Genomic DNA, 15,669 nt, shown 5'->3' with positions numbered 1-15,669 from the left:
CAAGCGGAGAAGTGAAGCAAGACGGTTGCGACCACCGTAGGAGCGCGCCATGCGCGCGATGCCGCGGGTGCCGGCCAAAGCCGGTGGATGCCGCGATTCCGGACCGGCAGGCGCGCCGGTCACCGGAATCCGCGGGTGGTGAAATGCCCGCGGCATCGCGCGCATGGCGCGCTCCTACGAAGCCGCGGCGCAGGCCGTGGCATCCCGCAATCGGGCGAAGCGCTTTGCTGGCAGGACGGCATGCCGTCACTCCCGCATCGGGGCAATCGGTTGCAGTCCGCCGCCGACTAGACGATGCCACCGTTGGCGTACACCACCTCGCCGTTGATCCAGTCGCCGTCCGGGCCGCACAGGGCCGAGACGACATTGGCGATGTCTTCCGGCTCGCCCAGCCGCCGGTGCGGGGTGCGCTGCACGAAGCCTTCGATCGCCTGCGGCGTCTTGCCGTCGGTAAACAGCGGGGTGTCCACCACGCCGGGCGCCACCGCGTTGACCGAGATCGTCCGCCCCGCGAGTTCCTTCGCCAGCACGCTGGCGTAGATGTCCTGCGCGGCCTTGGTGGCCGCGTACGGGCCGTAGGTGGGGGTGCGCAGGCGGGTGATGCTGGACGAGAGAGTGACGATGCGGCCGCCGTCGCGCACCCGCCGCGCGGCCTCGCGCAGGGTGTTGAAGCTGCCCTTCGCGTTGACGGCCAGCATGCGGTCGAAGTCCTCGTCGGCCATCTCGCCGAAAGGCGCCAACCGCATGATGCCGGCATTGGCGACCACCACGTCGATCCTGCCGAAGGCGGCGTCGTTGGCGTCGAACAGCCGCCGCACGGCGTCCGCGTCGCTGATGTCGGCCTGCACCGCGATCGCCTGTCCGCCGTCGGCCTCGATCTGCCGCACCATGTTCTCGGCCAGGTCCCGGCTGCGCAGGTAGTTGACGGTGACGCGGAAACCGTCGCGCGCCAGGCGCCTGGCGATGGCGGCGCCGATGCCGCGCGACGATCCGGTCACCAGCGCCGCCTTGTCGTTGGCGCCGCGGGCGGGGACGGCCGGCGCAGCGCCGTTGGATTGTGCGAGTGCGCCGCCGGCAACGACGGCGGGGACGAGCGTGGACGCGGTCACGAGCAGGTCGCGGCGCGAGAAGCGTGGACGATGGTCGTCCTGGTTCCTGGACATGGCGAAGCTCCTGTGTCTGGAAGAGAGTTGCAGGCGGAAGCGCCGCTCAGGCGCTGGTGCGCGGGTTGAGCATGTCGAGCACCTGCTCGAGCCGGCCTTCCGCCTTTGGGGGAGTCCAGTAAACGCGAACCGCGCAGCGCGGGCTTGTCCGTTCCGCTTCGAACCTTGCCTGATCCGACCGCAACGCCCCGACGCGACCGGATCGGCGCTTAGACTGCATCCCGACAGGAGGCAGCCGACGTGGAAGCGCTCAAGCAGGCCGTGCTGCGCTATGCCGATGCGCACGCGGACGCCGATGGCATCGCCCGCACGCCCGTCCCGGGGCTGCGGATGATGCGCGTGTGTGCGCCGACCGGTCCGATGCGGTCGGTATACCGGCCGCTGGCCTGCCTGATCCTGCAGGGCGCCAAGCAGATGACGGTCGGCGGCGAGCGGCGTCTGTTCCGGGCCGGGCGGTCGGCCATCGTCGGCGTCGACGTGCCGGTAATCGGGCAGATCGTCGAGGCCAGCCGGGACGCGCCCTACCTGGCGGTCGCCGTCGAGCTCGACATGGCGATCCTGCACGACGTGGCATCGCGCACGTCGGTCGGGCCGCCGCCAGAATACGCGGGGACCGTGCGCCTGTTCGCCGACGACCTGGACGACACGGTGGTGAGCTGCGTCGCGCGGCTGATGCGCCTGCTCGACCATCCCGGCGCCGAGCCCGTCGTGCGTCCCGCCGTGCTGCAGGAGCTGCACTACTGGCTGCTGGCCAGCCGCCACGGCCCCGAGCTGCGCCGGCTCGCGCTGCCGAACGGGCATGCCCGGCGGATCGCCGCCGCGGTCGAACTCGTCCGCCAGGAATTCCGGCAACCGCTCCCGGTCGAGCGGCTGGCGGCCGTCGCCAGCATGAGCTCCTCCGCGTTCCGTCGTCACTTCAAGGCGACCACGTCGCTGGCGCCGTTGCAGTTGCAGAAGCAGCTGCGCCTGATCGAGGCGCGCCGGCTGATGATGACGCAAGGCTGGACCGCCAGCCGCGCCGCGGCCGAGGTCGGCTACGTCAGCGTCCCGCAGTTCACCCGCGAGTACCGGCGCATGTTCGGCGCGCCGCCACGCCGGGACGCGATCGCCGCGGTGGCCTGAAGGCGGCGTCGCGAGTCCCCGATGGCGGCATCCGCCGGCTTGACAACGGGCGGCTGGTGGATAACCTGTTGGTTATCATAACTACATGGTTATGCAATGAACGCATCCGCACACCTCGACGCCACTTTCCTGGCGCTGGCCGACCCGACCCGGCGCGCGATCCTCGCGCGGCTGGCGCAAGGGGAGGCCTCGGTGGCCGAGCTGGCCGAGCCTTTCGACATCAGCCAGCCGGCCATCTCCAAGCACCTGAAGGTCCTGGAGCAGGCGCGGCTGGTCTCGGTGGCGCGCGAGGGGCAGCGCCGGCCGCGGCGCATCGAGGTCAGACCGTTGGCCGAGGCGAGCGGCTGGCTCGAGCGCTACCGCGACATCTGGGAAGCAAACTTCGCCCGTCTCGACACGCTGCTCGATGAGCTGCAGCAGCCGTCGACCGTGATAGCGGCGAAACAGCCTGCGAAGGGGCGCAGGCGCGCGAGCCGGCGTTCCTGATACGGAGCACTCCATGCGCGGGCGCGTCCGCAGGCGCGCCGGTGCATTCGCAGCAGCAACCATCCACCCTCACCCACGGAGAACGCAGCAATGACGACGATGCCGAAAGCCGAAGTGAGCCTTTCCGGCGACAGCGAGGTCGAGGTGACGCGGCAGTTCAGGGCGCCGCGCGAACTGGTGTACCAGGCCTACACCAGGCCTACACCAGGCCCGAGCTGATCACGCGCTGGATGCTGGGTCCGCCGGGTTGGGAGTCGCGCCGCGGCCTGGTGACACGCTTTGATACAGATCGGCTGCGGACATCGTTCACGTGTGATCCGCATCGCGCCGTGCCGCAATCAGCTCGTACCGAAGCACCACCGCGTGATGGAGCGCCCACTGAGTCCTTGTCGCACATCGCCATCGTCGACGACCATCGCGACATCCGCAACCTGGTCGGTAAATGCCTGCACCAGCACGGCTACCGCATCGTCGCCGTTGATCCAGCCGCCGCCCGGACTGCACTGGGCCGAGATGACATTGGCGAGCGCGGAGCGGGCGCTCGGCGCACCTGAATCGCGACGCGGGATAAACGTGCGTTGAACCCGGACGTTAGTTCCGGGTGCGCTCGAGGTGAACGTTTGCCGTGTCTTCAGTGTGGGTCGTCTCTACTGCGACGGCGCCCCGGCCTGCACCGTGCCGGTTGCCGCTCATCAAGCATGCGCCGTCCGTTTCGCATGCCCATGACCAAGAAGAAGGAGATCTGCATGAACAAGCTCTATTATCCCGCCGCGTTGGCGGCTGCCCTGTTCGCCCCGTCCGCATTCGCCCAGAGCGCAGGATCCGATACCTACCGTCCCGACCAGCAGGTGGGGGACGGCAACTGGTTCGTGGCCGGCAACGTGGGCCGCACCGACGGCGGCACCGCGGGCCGCTTCGGGACCGGCGATTTCGATTTCCTCGAAAGCAACGACGACCGCCGCACCGGCTATGGCTTGGCCGGCGGTTACCGCTGGAAGCTCGGCGACCGCTGGGGCCTCGGCGCCGAGGTCGGCTATACCGACCTGGGCAACCTGCGGGTGCGCAACGTGTTCAACGACGATCCGGTGGACCAGCGCGAAGCGAACGACGCCCTGCGCGGCTGGCTCGCTGGCGCCAACGCCCGCGTCAACCTGACCCCGGCCTGGTACCTCGGCGCGCGCGCCGGCTACTTCCGTGCCTCCGACAACAGCGCCGACTACTACGACACCATCGGCGAGGAACTCGGCATCGAGAGCGGCCGCCGCGAGGGCCGCAACAGTTGGTACGCCGGCATCGGCACTGGTTGGAACGCGACCGAGAACTTCAGCATCGGCGTGCACTACGACTACTTCCGCGCCAAGTCGGGCACGCTCCGCGATACCGACACCGGGCAGGAGGTCGACGGTCCCAAGCGCTCGACCGCGCTGCTCGGGCTGACCGGCGAGTACGCGTTCTGACGAACCGCCATCGGCCGGCACGGTCCGGAGCTGCACACGGGCGCCCATGGGGCGCCCGTGTGCGTTTCGGGCAGGACAGGCGGTGCCGGTGCCGGGAGAGGTCGAACCGTGCCGCTGGCGATGATCGGCGCTTGGCACGCGCTATCGCGGCACAGGATGTTTCGTCATGCCGGTGAACACCGGAAGCCATCTAGCGTCCGGCGCCCGTGTGACGACCTGCGGCAGCGGGTGCCGCCGCCTGCGAGTGACGATGCGCCATGCCCGTGGGTGCCGGCATGCGCCTGACGCTGGCGAAGCGCACGCCTGGTGCCGATGTCGCGTTGGCCGCTGGCAGGGCTTGACAGCGGACGGACGATGCATAACCTATCCGTTATCATAACTATAGGGTTATGCAATGAGCGCCTCAGCACACCTCGACGCGACCTTCCTGGCCCTGGCCGACCCCACGCGGCGCGCGATCCTCGCGCGGCTGGCACAGGGTGACGCCTCGGTGGCGGAACTGGCCGAACCTTTCGACATCAGCCAGCCGGCCATCTCCAAGCACCTGAAGATCCTCGAGCGGGCGCGGCTGGTCTCGGTGGCGCGGGAGGGGCAGCGGCGGCCGCGGCGCATCGAGGCCGCGCCGCTGGCCGAGGCCAGCGGCTGGCTGGAGCGCTACCGCGATATCTGGGAAGCCAACTTCGCCCGCCTCGACGCGCTGCTCGACGAACTGCAGCGGCGGCCGGCGACGGCCGCGCCGGCAAAAAGGCGCAGGCGTCGCGGCACCTAATCCTAGCGCCGCCTCCATGCACGGACGCGCGCCCGCGCGCCCGGCTGGTCCGCGGCATCCATGCACCATCATCACCCACAGGAGAACGCAGCAATGACGACGATGCCGAAAGCCGAAGTGAGCCTTCCCGGCGACAGCGAGGTCGAAGTGACGCGGCAGTTCAGGGCGCCGCGCGAACTGGTGTACCAGGCCTACACCAGGCCCGAGCTGATCACGCGCTGGATGTTGGGTCCGCCGGGTTGGGACATGCCGGTGTGCGAGATGGACGTGCGCGTCGGCGGCGACTACCGCTGGCGCTGGCGCAACCGGGAGGACGGCTCGGAGTTCGGCTTCCACGGCAGGTTCAGTGAAGTTGATCCGCCCGCGCGGCTGGTGCACACCCAGCACTACGACGCCGGCGACATGGGCGGGGACATGGGCGAGGCCGCGCTGGTCACGGTGGCGCTGTCGGAGAAGGACGGCATCACCACGGTGACCACCACGATCGACTTCCACACGCAGCAGGCGCGCGACGGCGCCATGGCCACCGGCATGACCGACGGCATGGAAATGGGCTATCAGCGCCTCGACGGGGTGCTCGCCGAGGGCGCCGCCCGGTAGGGGCCGGTCCGCGGCGGGTGATGTGGCGGACCTTGCGCATGGACCGCGCTGGCGTGCCCGAGCCGCATGACGCCGTCCATGCCGCCCAGAAGTTGTCGATTCCGTCACAGCGGGTTCGTCGTCGGGAGGAAGGCATGTCCCGTCCCGCCGGTCCGCGGCATGCCGGACTACCTGTCGGACCTTCACGGAGACCCACGTCATGCGACTGATCCCTTACCTCAACTTCAATGGCAACTGCAGCGAGGCTTTCGATTTCTACGCTGCCGCCCTGGGCGGCACCATCGTCGCCAGAATGACCTACGGCGAATCGCCGATCTGCGACGAGATGCCGGCCGACAGCCATGACCGGGTCATGCATTGCCAGCTGAATGCCGCCGGGACCATCCTGATGGGCGCCGACGGCCCGCCGCGGCACGGCGGCTCGACCACCTGCATCAATGTCGACGTCGACAGCACCGAGGACGCCGAGCGCATCTTCGCGGCATTGGCCGACGGCGGGCAGGTGCAGATGCCGATCGAAGAGACCTTCTGGGCACATCGCTGGGGCGTGCTGACCGACCGCTTCGGCAAGCCGTGGATGGTGAACTGCCTCAAGCCGTGCCCGGAGTAGGCGGATTCCCCGCGATCGCAGAGTCCCGCTTCACTCCTGCCCGCCCAGCTGGCGCTCGAGCTCGAGCCGCTGGGCGCGCAGCCGCGCCACGTGGCGATGCGCCCGGACGAGGACGGTCACCGCCAGGACGAGCATGACGGCGCCGACCGCGGCGGCTGCACGAAAGGCCGCGCCATCGGTGCCGATGCTCGCGACCACCGCTGCCACGAGGAACAATGCGGTGAATGCCACCGCCATGCGGCCGGCGACGATGCGGTGGTTGCCGAGCAGCGGCCTGCGTCGCCGCAGCACCCACGTCGCGTAGGCCACCCAGCTGGCGCCGATGGCCAGCATGACGGCGAACGCCGCCCGCGTGCGGCCGGGGAGGTTGGGCTCGGTGGCCAGCAATGCGCCCAGCAGCACGCACATCATCAGCGCGGCCAGCAGGAGTGCCACATGGCCGTACCGGGATCTCGCGGACAGCGCGTCCGTCGTCAATTGCCGGAGCCGCGCGTCGAGCGGGGACGCGGGTGTCTTGTCGTTCATGGCAGGTCTCCCTTGGCGGTGATGCGCCGGCGCAGCAGCGTTCTCGCGCGGAACAGCCGCGATTTGACGGTGCCGACCGGGATGTCCAGTGCGGCCGAGATTTCGATCAGCGGAAGCTCCTTCAGGTAGAACAGGGCCAACACCTCGCGTTCGACCAGCGGCAGCGTCGCCATGCCGTCGGCCAGCGCCCGCTCGAGTTCCTCGCCATCACCGTCGGCTTCGGCTTCGGCTTCGGTCGCCGCGATCGCCTGCACGTCGATGCCGGTGTCGATCGGCATGGCGTAGCGGCTGCGCAGGCGATCCACAAAGGTGCGGTGCGCGATCCCGAAGAGCCAGGGGCGGAATCGCGTGGCCTCCCGCAGCCCGCCCAGGCCTTGCAACGCGCGCAGCCAGACGTCCTGGGTCAGGTCGTCGGCCAGCGCCGGGTCGTCGGTCAGCTTCAGCGCGTACCGGCGCAACGCGTCGGACCAGCGGCGGATCAGGTCGTCGAAGGCCGCGCGCTCGCCCAGCTGGCAGCGCACCACCAGCAACTGGTCGGCGCGATCGCGTTTGGTCGTATCTGGCTGCAAACCCCGGCTCCCGCGGCAATCGTCGCCAAGGTAGTCGGGAAGCGGGGCGGAAGGTTCACGGCGATCGCACTTGCCATTGCACCAATGTGGTGTAGTGTGGTGCACATATGAGCCGCGCATCAGGAGGGATCGTGTCAGCGAACCGCAAAGGACGCCCGCCACGCGAGGCGTCGGAGGCCAGGACCACCCGGGCCTCCATCAGTTTTCCGCAGGACATCTACGAGACGGTCGAGCAGATCGCCCGCGGGAAGAAGGTGTCGGTCGCGTGGGTGGTCCGCGAGGCGACGGAGCAGTACGTCAAGGAGCAGTGGCCATTGCTTGCGGGACTGGAGAAGGAAAGGCCGTAAGCGCGCCGCCTGCCCGGGCCATCTGTGGCAGGCGACGCGTCAAGCGGCGCCGTCCGGCCGGCAAGCGCCCGTAATGCATCGACGTGGCGATGATCCCGATCACGCAAAGGAAGACATCATGAGCAGAGGACGCCGCTCGCCCAACGCAGCCCCTGGCTGCTATCAGCTGCCGGAAGACGCGCATCTGGCGCTCGAGCAGACCCGCGATCGCCTGCGCCTGCTGGCGCGCCTGGCCGCGCCACGTTCGCCACAGGACGACCTGCCGGAGGCCGAGTTGCCCCTTGCGCCCGCGGCGCTGGCGCACTGTTTCGAGGAATTGGCGGATCGGCTCGACAGCAGCCTGCGGCGGGTCCGCTGGCCGCAGTCGCCGCCGGCCTGACGGCAGGCGTGGATCCCCGCAGGCCATGGCGTCGGCACCAGTGCCGGTCCCGGTTTTTCAGGGCTTCAGCAGGTCGCGGATATCGACGTCCAGCGCAACGGCCAGGCGCTCCAGCCCGTCGATGGTGATGTTGGTGACGCACCGCTCCAACTGCGAGACGTAGGTGCGGTGAAAGGAGGCCAGCTCGGCCAGTTTCTCCTGGCTGAGGCCGTATGCGCTGCGGTAGCGCTTCACATTGGCGGCGATCCGGCGCCGGGCGGAGCCTTGGGGCGGCAAGGCGGACGACTTTTCGGGCATGCGGCCAGACTCATGCCCTACCGTTTGACAAGCTACAGATTAAACATCTACTGTTTATAAATCTCGTTTGCAGTAGCGAACATCAGTTGGCGATGCACAAAGGAAGGCCAAGGCAGGACATCCACGCATAGGGAGAAGGACGATGTGCGCAGCCTCGTTTCACCCGCCAACCTGCGACACGGCAGGTGTCGCATCCGAGTCGGTGTCGACGGATGTCCCCTCCACGCGCACGACGCTGCAGCGCTTGGTCCATACGTTGCTTGGCGGCGCCATGCCGGCGAGCGCCGATGCGGCTATCGCTCGGCTGCCGGCGACCGAGCTCGAGGCGCTGGCCCGGGATGCGCAGGAGGAATCGGAAACCTGCCTGGAGCGCGCGGAACTGCTGCTGAGCCTGGCGGAGGCCGGGTTGGAACATGGCGCACCCTGCGCCACCGGCGACATGCTGCGTATCAGCCGGCATGTCGCGCGATTGCTGCAGGACCATCGCCGCTGGCGCGGCCTGGCCGGTAACGCCGCCTACTATCACGACCATCCCGATATCGCGGCCCGGACCGCCGCGGCATGGCGCAAGAGCAGATAAGACGAGGCACCTAAGGCAAGGCACCGTCTCCGCTGGTTCTGCCCAGAGGAGTATCCTGTGCGTTCGACCACTCTTCGCACAGAGCGCGCCATGAACGACGCCGGTCCTCTTTCCGAATATCTCGTGCTCTCGCGCGGCAAATGGGACGCGGACCTGCCGCCGGCGCGCATCCAGGCCGCCATCGACGCGTTCTACGTCTGGCACGAGCAGTGCATGGCCGAAGGCCGCATGCGCGACGGGCAGCGGCTGGGGCGCGAAGGCCGGCGGGTGTCGCGGCGCGGGACCACGGACGGGCCGTTCGCCGAGAGCAAGGAGGTGATCGGCGGCTACTGGACGATCCTGGCCAACAGCCTGGAGGAAGCCGCCGCGCTGGCGGCGGAGAATCCGTGCATCGCCTGCGGCCTGGAACTCGAGATCCGGCCGATCGATCCGGAGCGCGCGCGCGCCGACGTGCCGAGCAACGAGACGCCGTCCGCGGACTGACGGAAATACCGCGGTCGCGATGATCGACGAACGTGACCGTGCCGACATCCGACGCGATGCCGACGGCCGGGCCGAGGACATCGTGCCGGCCAAGGCGTGTGCGGGGAACTGAAAGCCGTCATTGCGATCCGTGCGTCCCGAACGCGACGACGGTGATCGGTGCCGGCAGTTCCCGGGTGCGTCTTGCCGCCATCTCGTCGCCCAACGGTGTCCAGGGCGCACGACCGAGCGTGTCGAAGTCTTCATAGGCGCCCAGCACCTCGAAGTCCGCGAGCGCGAACGGCAGGCCCTCGGCAGCGCCGAGCGGCGAGTCGGCGTCGGCAACGTGGAAGTGCAGCTGCGGGCCGCCGGCATGGCCGGAGAAGCCGACCGCGCCGATCACCTGGCCGCGCCGGACGCGTTCGCCGGGCGCGACCCGGACGCTGCCCGGCTTGAGGTGCTTGTAGAACGCGTAGCGGTCGTCGCCGAGATCGAGGACGACATGGTTGCCGGCGCCGTCCTCGAACCGGTACTGCAGGCGGCCGGACAGGGTGGCGCTTTCGGGAATGTCGTTGCGGGTCGCCACGACCACGGCGTCCGCCACTGCCAGGACGTCGGCGCCGTAGCCGTACCAGTTGCCCACCGCGTCTTCGTCGCCGTGGGCGCGCCGGCCGCCCGCGTCGAGCTTGACCCAGTCGATCGCGAAACGGTCCGGGATCCGCGCACGGCCTTCGAACGCGTAGACGACCCGACGATGGCCGCGCTCCCAGGACGGATCGTAGACCGCGGCCCATGGCCCGTCGCGCAATGGTGGGCCCAGCACGACCGGAGCCCCGGTCCTCACGGCAACGCGTCCGCCGCGAACGATCGCCGGCGCTTGCGCCGGCCGGCCGGCGTCGTGGAATGCGATCCGGTGCTCCAGCAGGCGCGGCAGCGTGTCGCCGTCGATCGCGAGTTCGAAGTACAGCACCCCGCGCATGCCAGGCGCGATGGTGCGCGGGCCGCTGCCGGCGGGGGCATGCGGCCGGTGCAGGCGGCGGTCGAGAGCGTCGTCGCGCACGGCGGCGATGACGGTCGCATCGCGCGCGTCCAGCACGTCCACCTGTTGCAGCACCAGCGGCGCCGACGTGAAGTTGGTGAGGTGCAGTTCGTACACCAGTTGCGGCTTTCCCGCGACGGTGACAGGTGTCGGCGGCGCGGGCACCTGCATGTCGAACGACTGCCGTAGCGGCGTCGCCGCAGCGGCGGCACCCGCAGGCGTGCCGGCGGTGTTGGCGGCGGGGGACGTCGCCACGACCAGCGCGACCGCGGCGAGGGCAAGCACGAGGATCGCGATCGATCTGCCGCGTAGGGCCGGAGCGGTGGCGGCAAGGACGTGCCTGCGATGCATGGGCGGCTCCCGGAATGGACGTTCCCGACATGTTGGCGGCGAACAGCGGCGGCCGGGACCGAGCCGGGTCCGGGATTGTCAGGATTGCGTCAAATCGCCACAGCCTGTCGCCGCAAGGGATGCGGGGCGCTTGCCGGGCAGGAACCCGACGACCAGACTCGGGACCATGTGCCGGTCGCTCGCCAGGAACGTCTTTGCGACAGGAGGACTGTCGCTGGTCCTGTTGCTGGCGAGCGCGGTGCTCACGATCGCGCTCGCCTACCAGGCGCTGGCGACGGGCCGGTCGCATCGCGCTCTGGCCGAGACCGTACTGCACGACTACGCGGATCTCGCCGCCGAGGAGTTCGTGCGGCGCGCGACCACGTACATCGGCGACTACGGGTTCGCGATGGCCATCCGCGGACTGGCCGATACGGTGGCGCACGACGGCGCACTGCCTGCGCCGCAGTCGCTGGCCGCCGCGATCCCGCCGCGTTCCCGGCGGGCCGCCGAACTGGTGGGCGGCATGTTCAGGCAATCGGGGCCGGACGGGCATCTGGAAGCACGCGACATGGACGTGCCGCGGGACCTTGGCCGGCAGTTGGCGCGCCTGCCGCTGGCCGCTGCCGGTGAGGCCGCGCCGCAGTTCCGGCTCGTCGAAGTCGACGACGGCGGCCGGCCGCGGCTGTTCGTCGTCGCCGGCGAGCGGGGCGCCGGACCGGAGCGGCGCCTGGTCGGTTTCGAGGCACGCCTGGACCAGGTCGGCGCCTGGCTGTCCGAGCATGCGCTCGGCGATCCACTGCTGCCGCAGGCGCTGGTGGACCGCGGGGCAACCGAGGCGTCGATGACGGTGGTCGTACGTTCGCGGACGGGGCATGTAGTGTTCTCCTCGCATCCGGGGCAAGGCGGCGATACACCGTTGGCGGTGCGGGACATGGGGGAGCGGGCACGCAGCGGGGCATTGCCGGGATTCTCCGTGGCGGTGGCGATGGCGCCGTCCGCCGCCGATCGCTTGGTGATCGGCGGCTTGCCGCGCTCGAGGACCGGCTGGCTGATCGGGTTGTTCGCACTGTGCATGGGCCTGTTCCTGGCGGCGTTGTTCCAGTTCCGGCGCGAGCAGCGCCATGCCCTGGCGCGGGAGGACTTCATCGCCCGTGCCTCGCACGAACTGCGCACGCCGGTGACCCGGATTCGCATGTTCGCCGAGACCCTGCTGCTGGACCGGGTGCGGAGCGACGAGGAGCGGAAGTCGGCGTTGCAGGCGCTCGACCGCGCGGCGCGCCGGCTGTCGCTGCTGGTCGACAACGTGCTGCAGTTCTCCCGTCGGCCCGGCAACCGCGAAGAAGAACAGGATCCGATTCCCGACGAGCGGGTCGACGTGGCGGCGCTCGCCCGCGAGGTTGTCGACGAGTTCCGTTCCGTGCAGGGAGCGGTTCCGCCGATCGAGCTGGTGGCCGGGGCCGGCATCGAGGCGAGGATCGGCCCGGACGCGTTCCGTCAGGTGCTGCTCAACCTGCTCGACAACGCCTGTAAGTACGGCGGCGCGGCGCCGGTCCGCATCCGGTTGTGCGAGGACGCGGGCATGGCTCGCCTCCAGGTGGACGATGCCGGTCCCGGCGTGCCGCCGGGCGACCGTGAGCGGATATGGCGGCCGTACTTCCGGCTCGACCGCGACCGGCGTTCGGCGGTGTCCGGCACCGGCATCGGCTTGGCGGTGGTCGGCGAGCTGGTCTCGCGGCACGGCGGGCGCTGCGCGGTGGAGGACGCACCCGGGGGCGGGGCGCGGTTCGTCGTCGTGCTGCCGCTGGCGCGCGAGTCTGAGCGGGCAACCGGAGCGGCGCGGCCATGACGCGCGTGCTCGTGGTGGAAGACGACGCCGACCTGGCGACCGGCCTGCGCAACAACCTCGAGATCGAAGGCTACGCGGTCGACGTCGCCGGCGATGGCGAGCGCGCGCTGGCGCTGGCCGCATCCTGGCGTCCGGACCTGCTGGTGCTGGACCTGACCCTGCCGAGGATCGACGGCATGCACGTCCTGCGCCGGCTGCGGGAGCGCGACAAGCGGATCGCGGTGCTCATCCTGACCGCACGCGGCAACGAGGCGGACAAGGTGCGGGGCCTGCGGTTCGGCGCGGACGACTACGTCACCAAGCCCTTCGGGTTGCTCGAGCTGCTGGCGCGCATCGAATCGCTACTGCGCCGTCAGTCGCTCGGCGCGCGTGCGGACGCGGCCGGCGCGCCGGCCTTCCGGTTCGGCGACGTCGAGGTCGACCTCGCCGCGCGCAAGGTGTCGAAGGCGGGCGCGCCGGTGGCGTTGCGTCCGAAGGAGTTCGCCCTGCTCGTGCAGCTGCTACAGCGGCGCGGCGAGGTCGTATCCCGGCTCGAACTGATGCAGGCGGTCTGGGGCTATTCGTCGTCGATCATGACCCGCACGGTCGACACCCACATGTGGGAGCTGCGCCGCAAGCTGGAGACCGACTCGGCCCGGCCGCGGCACATCGTCACCCTGCGCGGCGCCGGCTATCGGCTGGACCCATGAGCGGCCGCGCTCAGGCCAGCCGTTCCTTCAGCGCCTGCCGGTAGCGGCGGCTGACCGGCACCACGGCGCCGCCGTGCATGTGCGCGCGGGCGTCGCCGGTGTCGAAGGGTTCGATCTCGCGCACGCGGTCGAGGTTGACGATGGCGCTGCGGTGCACGCGGGCAAAGCCGCGGCCGTCCAGCTTCTGCTCGATGCCGGCCATGGTCTCGCGCAGCGGGTACAGGCGCTCGCCGACGTGCAGGGTGACGTAGTTGCCGGCGGCCTCGATCCAGTCGATGTCCTCCACCCGCACCAGGAACTCGCGGCCCAGCTTCTTGATCAGGAAGCGGTCGGTCACCGGCTGCGCGGGCAGGTCCTCGCGGCCTTCGGTGAGGAACCCGGCCTCGCCCTGCCAGCGGCGCAGCACGAAGCGATACAGGTAGAGCGCGAGCAGGAAGTAGCCGTAGGTGCGCACGTCCTTGAGGTATTCGTAGCCGAGATTGGTGCCCAGGTCGCCGAAGCGGTAATCCGAGCCCATCCAGGCGTAGACGACCTCGCGCAGGGCGACCATGCCGGCCACGTGCAGCAGCGAGAACGGCACGCTGAAGGCCAGGTGCGCGGCGGCGTTGCGCGCCATGCGGCCGCGTTGCAGCGGGAAGCGCCGGTCGAACAGGATCAGCAGCGGGATCAGCGCCAGCAGGACCAGGCCGCTGGAGCACTCCCAGGCCCATGGCTCCCAGCGCGCGACGTCCGCCGCCCCGGAGCGGGCGATGTCGATGTTGGTGACGATCGCATTGGCGACGGCGTGGATGCCCAGGATCAGGATCCAGAAGCCCGCCTCGAACGGGCGCCGGTAGCGGAGATAGGTCTGTGGCTGCACGGTGGTTCCGTCCGGGCGGGCCGTGCCCGGCCGGGGCAGTCTAGCCCGCCGGTTCGGCCGGTCGTGGATCGAAGCGCGCAAGACCGGGCCTGGGCCGTGTCGGGCGGTCACGGCTCGTCCCTGCCGCCCGCCACTCGTCCCACGGGCGCCGCGTGGCGTCACTTTTCGCTTTCGGGCATGCCGCCGCGGCCGGACGCTGGCGGTCCCGAACCGGACGAGTCCCGCCATGTCATCCACCTCCCCGACCGTTCCCGGCCAGCCGCGCCGCCACGACATCGATGCGCTGCGCGTGCTCGCCTTCGCGGTGCTGATCCTCTATCACACCGGCATGTTCTACGTCGCCGACTGGGGCTGGCACATCAAGTCGGCCTACCTCGCCGAGTGGCTGCAGTGGCTGATGCTGGCGGTCAACCCGTGGCGGATGTCGCTGCTGTTCCTGATCTCCGGGCTGGCGGTCAACTTCCTGCTGCGCGGCAGCGGCGGGGCGGGCTTCGCCCGTGACCGGCTCAAGCGCCTGCTGCTGCCGTTGCTGTTCGGCATGGCGGTGGTGGTGCCACCGCAGGCCTACCTGCAGGCGCTGTCCAACGGCGCCTTCGACGGCAATTACCTGCAGTTCCTGCTGCACTACTTCACCTTCCGGCCGTGGCCGCCCGGCGCGTTCGACGGTTCGGACATCGGCATCACCTGGAACCACCTGTGGTACCTGCCGTACCTGCTGGCGTACTCGCTGCTGCTGACGGCGCTGCTGCCGCTGCTCGACAGCCGCGCCGGCCATGCACTGCGCGACTGGTTTCGCGGCCTGCGCGGGTGGCGGCTGTGGCTGCTGCCGGTGCTGCCGCTGGCGGCGGCGACCTGGCTGCTGGCCGGGCGCTTTCCGTCCACGCACGACCTGATCCACGACTGGCACAACCACGCCATCTACCTGCCGACGTTCCTGTTCGGCTACTGGATCGGCGCCGACGCCGGCCTGTGGGCCGAACTGCGACGCTGCCGCTGGTGGTTGCTGGGCGCGGCGGTGGCGACGTTCGCCGCGTTCCTCGCGTTGCTGGTGGGGACCGGGCCGGATTCCGGGTCGGAGCTCGCGTGGGCGGCCTATGCGTTCGCCAGGCGCCTGAACAGCTGGACCTGGATCCTGCTGGTGCTCGCCTGGGGCCATCACCTGTTGAACCGGCCGTTCCGCTGGCTGCCGTATGCAAGCCAGGCGGTGTATCCCTGGTACGTGCTGCACCAGACGATCACGGTGGTCGCCGGCTACGGCCTGGCGAAACTGTCGCTCGGGCCGATCGCCGAACCGCTGCTGGTGGTCGCCATCACTGTCGCCGGCTGCCTGCTGATCACCGAATACCTGGTCCGCCGTGTGCGCGTGCTGCGGCCGCTGTTCGGGATGAAGGCGGGGAACGCGGCCGGGCAGGCGCGGCATGGGCTGGCGCCCGGCCACGAGCGGATCGGCGGTGGCACCACGGGCCAGCCGGGGAGTGCGATCGCCGCACGCGAAAGTCGATGACGACGCCGGTCATATGCGCTGCCGGGTTCGGCC

The 15,669-nt window shown here is 70.0% G+C and carries 21 protein-coding genes; 15 read left to right on the top strand and 6 right to left on the bottom strand.

Annotated elements, in window-relative coordinates; translation table 11 throughout:
• Window positions 1-287: 287 nt before the first annotated feature.
• Window positions 288-1,163, bottom strand: a complete 876-nt coding sequence (locus FXO19_RS07275; protein ID WP_149194404.1) for an SDR family oxidoreductase — start codon at window positions 1,161-1,163, stop codon at window positions 288-290.
• Window positions 1,164-1,403: 240 nt separating this feature from the next.
• On the opposite strand from FXO19_RS07275, the gene FXO19_RS07270 reads away from it, so the two are divergent.
• From FXO19_RS07270 to FXO19_RS07240, 8 genes are all read left to right on the top strand, one after another.
• The gene (locus FXO19_RS07270; protein WP_149194403.1) at window positions 1,404-2,285 is read left to right on the top strand and encodes an AraC family transcriptional regulator; all 882 of its coding nucleotides are present in this window, start codon (window positions 1,404-1,406) and stop codon (window positions 2,283-2,285) included.
• A 96-nt stretch (window positions 2,286-2,381) separates the two neighbouring features.
• Entirely contained in the window at window positions 2,382-2,771 is a 390-nt protein-coding gene (locus FXO19_RS07265; RefSeq protein WP_149194402.1) for an ArsR/SmtB family transcription factor, read from the top strand.
• Between the two features lie 90 nt (window positions 2,772-2,861).
• A complete protein-coding gene (locus FXO19_RS19535; protein WP_255516335.1) occupies window positions 2,862-2,990 on the top strand; it encodes a hypothetical protein in 129 nt (42 codons plus the stop codon).
• 167 nt (window positions 2,991-3,157) lie between these two features.
• Window positions 3,158-3,325, top strand: a complete 168-nt coding sequence (locus FXO19_RS19410) for a hypothetical protein (protein WP_223115447.1) — start codon at window positions 3,158-3,160, stop codon at window positions 3,323-3,325.
• A gap of 192 nt (window positions 3,326-3,517) precedes the next feature.
• Window positions 3,518-4,228 (top strand): outer membrane protein, encoded by a 711-nt coding sequence (locus FXO19_RS07255; RefSeq protein ID WP_149194401.1) that lies wholly within the window; start codon window positions 3,518-3,520, stop codon window positions 4,226-4,228.
• 394 nt (window positions 4,229-4,622) lie between these two features.
• Window positions 4,623-4,997: an ArsR/SmtB family transcription factor gene (locus tag FXO19_RS07250; RefSeq protein WP_149194400.1), complete on the top strand. Its 375-nt coding sequence runs from the start codon at window positions 4,623-4,625 to the stop codon at window positions 4,995-4,997.
• A gap of 93 nt (window positions 4,998-5,090) precedes the next feature.
• Window positions 5,091-5,597 (top strand): SRPBCC family protein, encoded by a 507-nt coding sequence (locus FXO19_RS07245; protein ID WP_149194399.1) that lies wholly within the window; start codon window positions 5,091-5,093, stop codon window positions 5,595-5,597.
• A 199-nt stretch (window positions 5,598-5,796) separates the two neighbouring features.
• On the top strand, window positions 5,797-6,207 hold the full coding sequence (locus FXO19_RS07240; protein ID WP_149194398.1) for a VOC family protein: 411 nt from the start codon (window positions 5,797-5,799) through the stop codon (window positions 6,205-6,207).
• A gap of 30 nt (window positions 6,208-6,237) precedes the next feature.
• Here the strand turns inward: FXO19_RS07240 and FXO19_RS07235 are convergent, their stop codons facing one another.
• Both FXO19_RS07235 and FXO19_RS07230 read right to left on the bottom strand, forming a co-directional pair.
• Window positions 6,238-6,732 (bottom strand): hypothetical protein, encoded by a 495-nt coding sequence (locus FXO19_RS07235; RefSeq protein WP_149194397.1) that lies wholly within the window; start codon window positions 6,730-6,732, stop codon window positions 6,238-6,240.
• Window positions 6,729-7,301, bottom strand: coding sequence for an RNA polymerase sigma factor (locus FXO19_RS07230; protein WP_223115446.1), 573 nt, complete (start codon window positions 7,299-7,301; stop codon window positions 6,729-6,731). The genes FXO19_RS07235 and FXO19_RS07230 overlap by 4 nt, the downstream gene beginning before the upstream one ends.
• A 131-nt stretch (window positions 7,302-7,432) precedes the next feature.
• Between FXO19_RS07230 and FXO19_RS07225 the strand changes: the two genes are divergently transcribed.
• Window positions 7,433-7,648, top strand: a complete 216-nt coding sequence (locus tag FXO19_RS07225; protein ID WP_255516334.1) for a ribbon-helix-helix domain-containing protein — start codon at window positions 7,433-7,435, stop codon at window positions 7,646-7,648.
• A gap of 118 nt (window positions 7,649-7,766) precedes the next feature.
• Entirely contained in the window at window positions 7,767-8,027 is a 261-nt protein-coding gene (locus FXO19_RS07220; protein ID WP_149194394.1) for an XAC0095 family protein, read from the top strand.
• Window positions 8,028-8,084: 57 nt separating this feature from the next.
• Here FXO19_RS07220 and FXO19_RS07215 read toward each other — a convergent pair whose 3' ends face one another.
• Window positions 8,085-8,324 carry a helix-turn-helix domain-containing protein gene (locus FXO19_RS07215; RefSeq protein WP_149194393.1) on the bottom strand — a complete coding sequence of 80 codons (240 nt, stop codon included), beginning with the start codon at window positions 8,322-8,324 and terminating at the stop codon, window positions 8,085-8,087.
• Window positions 8,325-8,466: 142 nt separating this feature from the next.
• Here FXO19_RS07215 and FXO19_RS07210 point away from each other — a divergent pair, with 142 nt between their 5' ends.
• Together FXO19_RS07210 and FXO19_RS07205 are read left to right on the top strand one after the other, a co-directional pair.
• Window positions 8,467-8,904 (top strand): hypothetical protein, encoded by a 438-nt coding sequence (locus FXO19_RS07210; protein WP_149194392.1) that lies wholly within the window; start codon window positions 8,467-8,469, stop codon window positions 8,902-8,904.
• Window positions 8,905-8,994: 90 nt separating this feature from the next.
• Window positions 8,995-9,387 (top strand): YciI family protein, encoded by a 393-nt coding sequence (locus FXO19_RS07205; RefSeq protein WP_149194391.1) that lies wholly within the window; start codon window positions 8,995-8,997, stop codon window positions 9,385-9,387.
• A 118-nt stretch (window positions 9,388-9,505) separates the two neighbouring features.
• Here the strand turns inward: FXO19_RS07205 and FXO19_RS07200 are convergent, their stop codons facing one another.
• The gene (locus FXO19_RS07200) at window positions 9,506-10,756 is read right to left on the bottom strand and encodes a M23 family metallopeptidase (protein ID WP_149194390.1); all 1,251 of its coding nucleotides are present in this window, start codon (window positions 10,754-10,756) and stop codon (window positions 9,506-9,508) included.
• A gap of 166 nt (window positions 10,757-10,922) precedes the next feature.
• Between FXO19_RS07200 and FXO19_RS07195 the strand changes: the two genes are divergently transcribed.
• On the top strand, window positions 10,923-12,584 hold the full coding sequence (locus FXO19_RS07195; protein ID WP_187775670.1) for a sensor histidine kinase: 1,662 nt from the start codon (window positions 10,923-10,925) through the stop codon (window positions 12,582-12,584).
• On the top strand, window positions 12,581-13,273 hold the full coding sequence (locus FXO19_RS07190; RefSeq protein ID WP_149194388.1) for a response regulator transcription factor: 693 nt from the start codon (window positions 12,581-12,583) through the stop codon (window positions 13,271-13,273). Before FXO19_RS07195 ends, FXO19_RS07190 begins: the two co-directional genes overlap by 4 nt.
• A gap of 10 nt (window positions 13,274-13,283) precedes the next feature.
• On the opposite strand, the gene FXO19_RS07185 is transcribed toward FXO19_RS07190, so the two are convergent.
• Complete coding sequence (locus FXO19_RS07185; RefSeq protein WP_255516333.1) at window positions 13,284-14,132, bottom strand: LytTR family DNA-binding domain-containing protein; 849 nt, start codon at window positions 14,130-14,132, stop codon at window positions 13,284-13,286.
• A gap of 226 nt (window positions 14,133-14,358) precedes the next feature.
• On the opposite strand from FXO19_RS07185, the gene FXO19_RS07180 reads away from it, so the two are divergent.
• Entirely contained in the window at window positions 14,359-15,636 is a 1,278-nt protein-coding gene (locus tag FXO19_RS07180) for an acyltransferase family protein (protein WP_149194386.1), read from the top strand.
• The last annotated feature ends 33 nt before the right edge of the window (window positions 15,637-15,669 follow it).

Source organism: Luteimonas suaedae, from assembly GCF_008312895.1.
GTDB lineage: Bacteria > Pseudomonadota > Gammaproteobacteria > Xanthomonadales > Xanthomonadaceae > Luteimonas > Luteimonas suaedae.
This window is presented reverse-complemented; position numbering and strand designations above follow the sequence as displayed.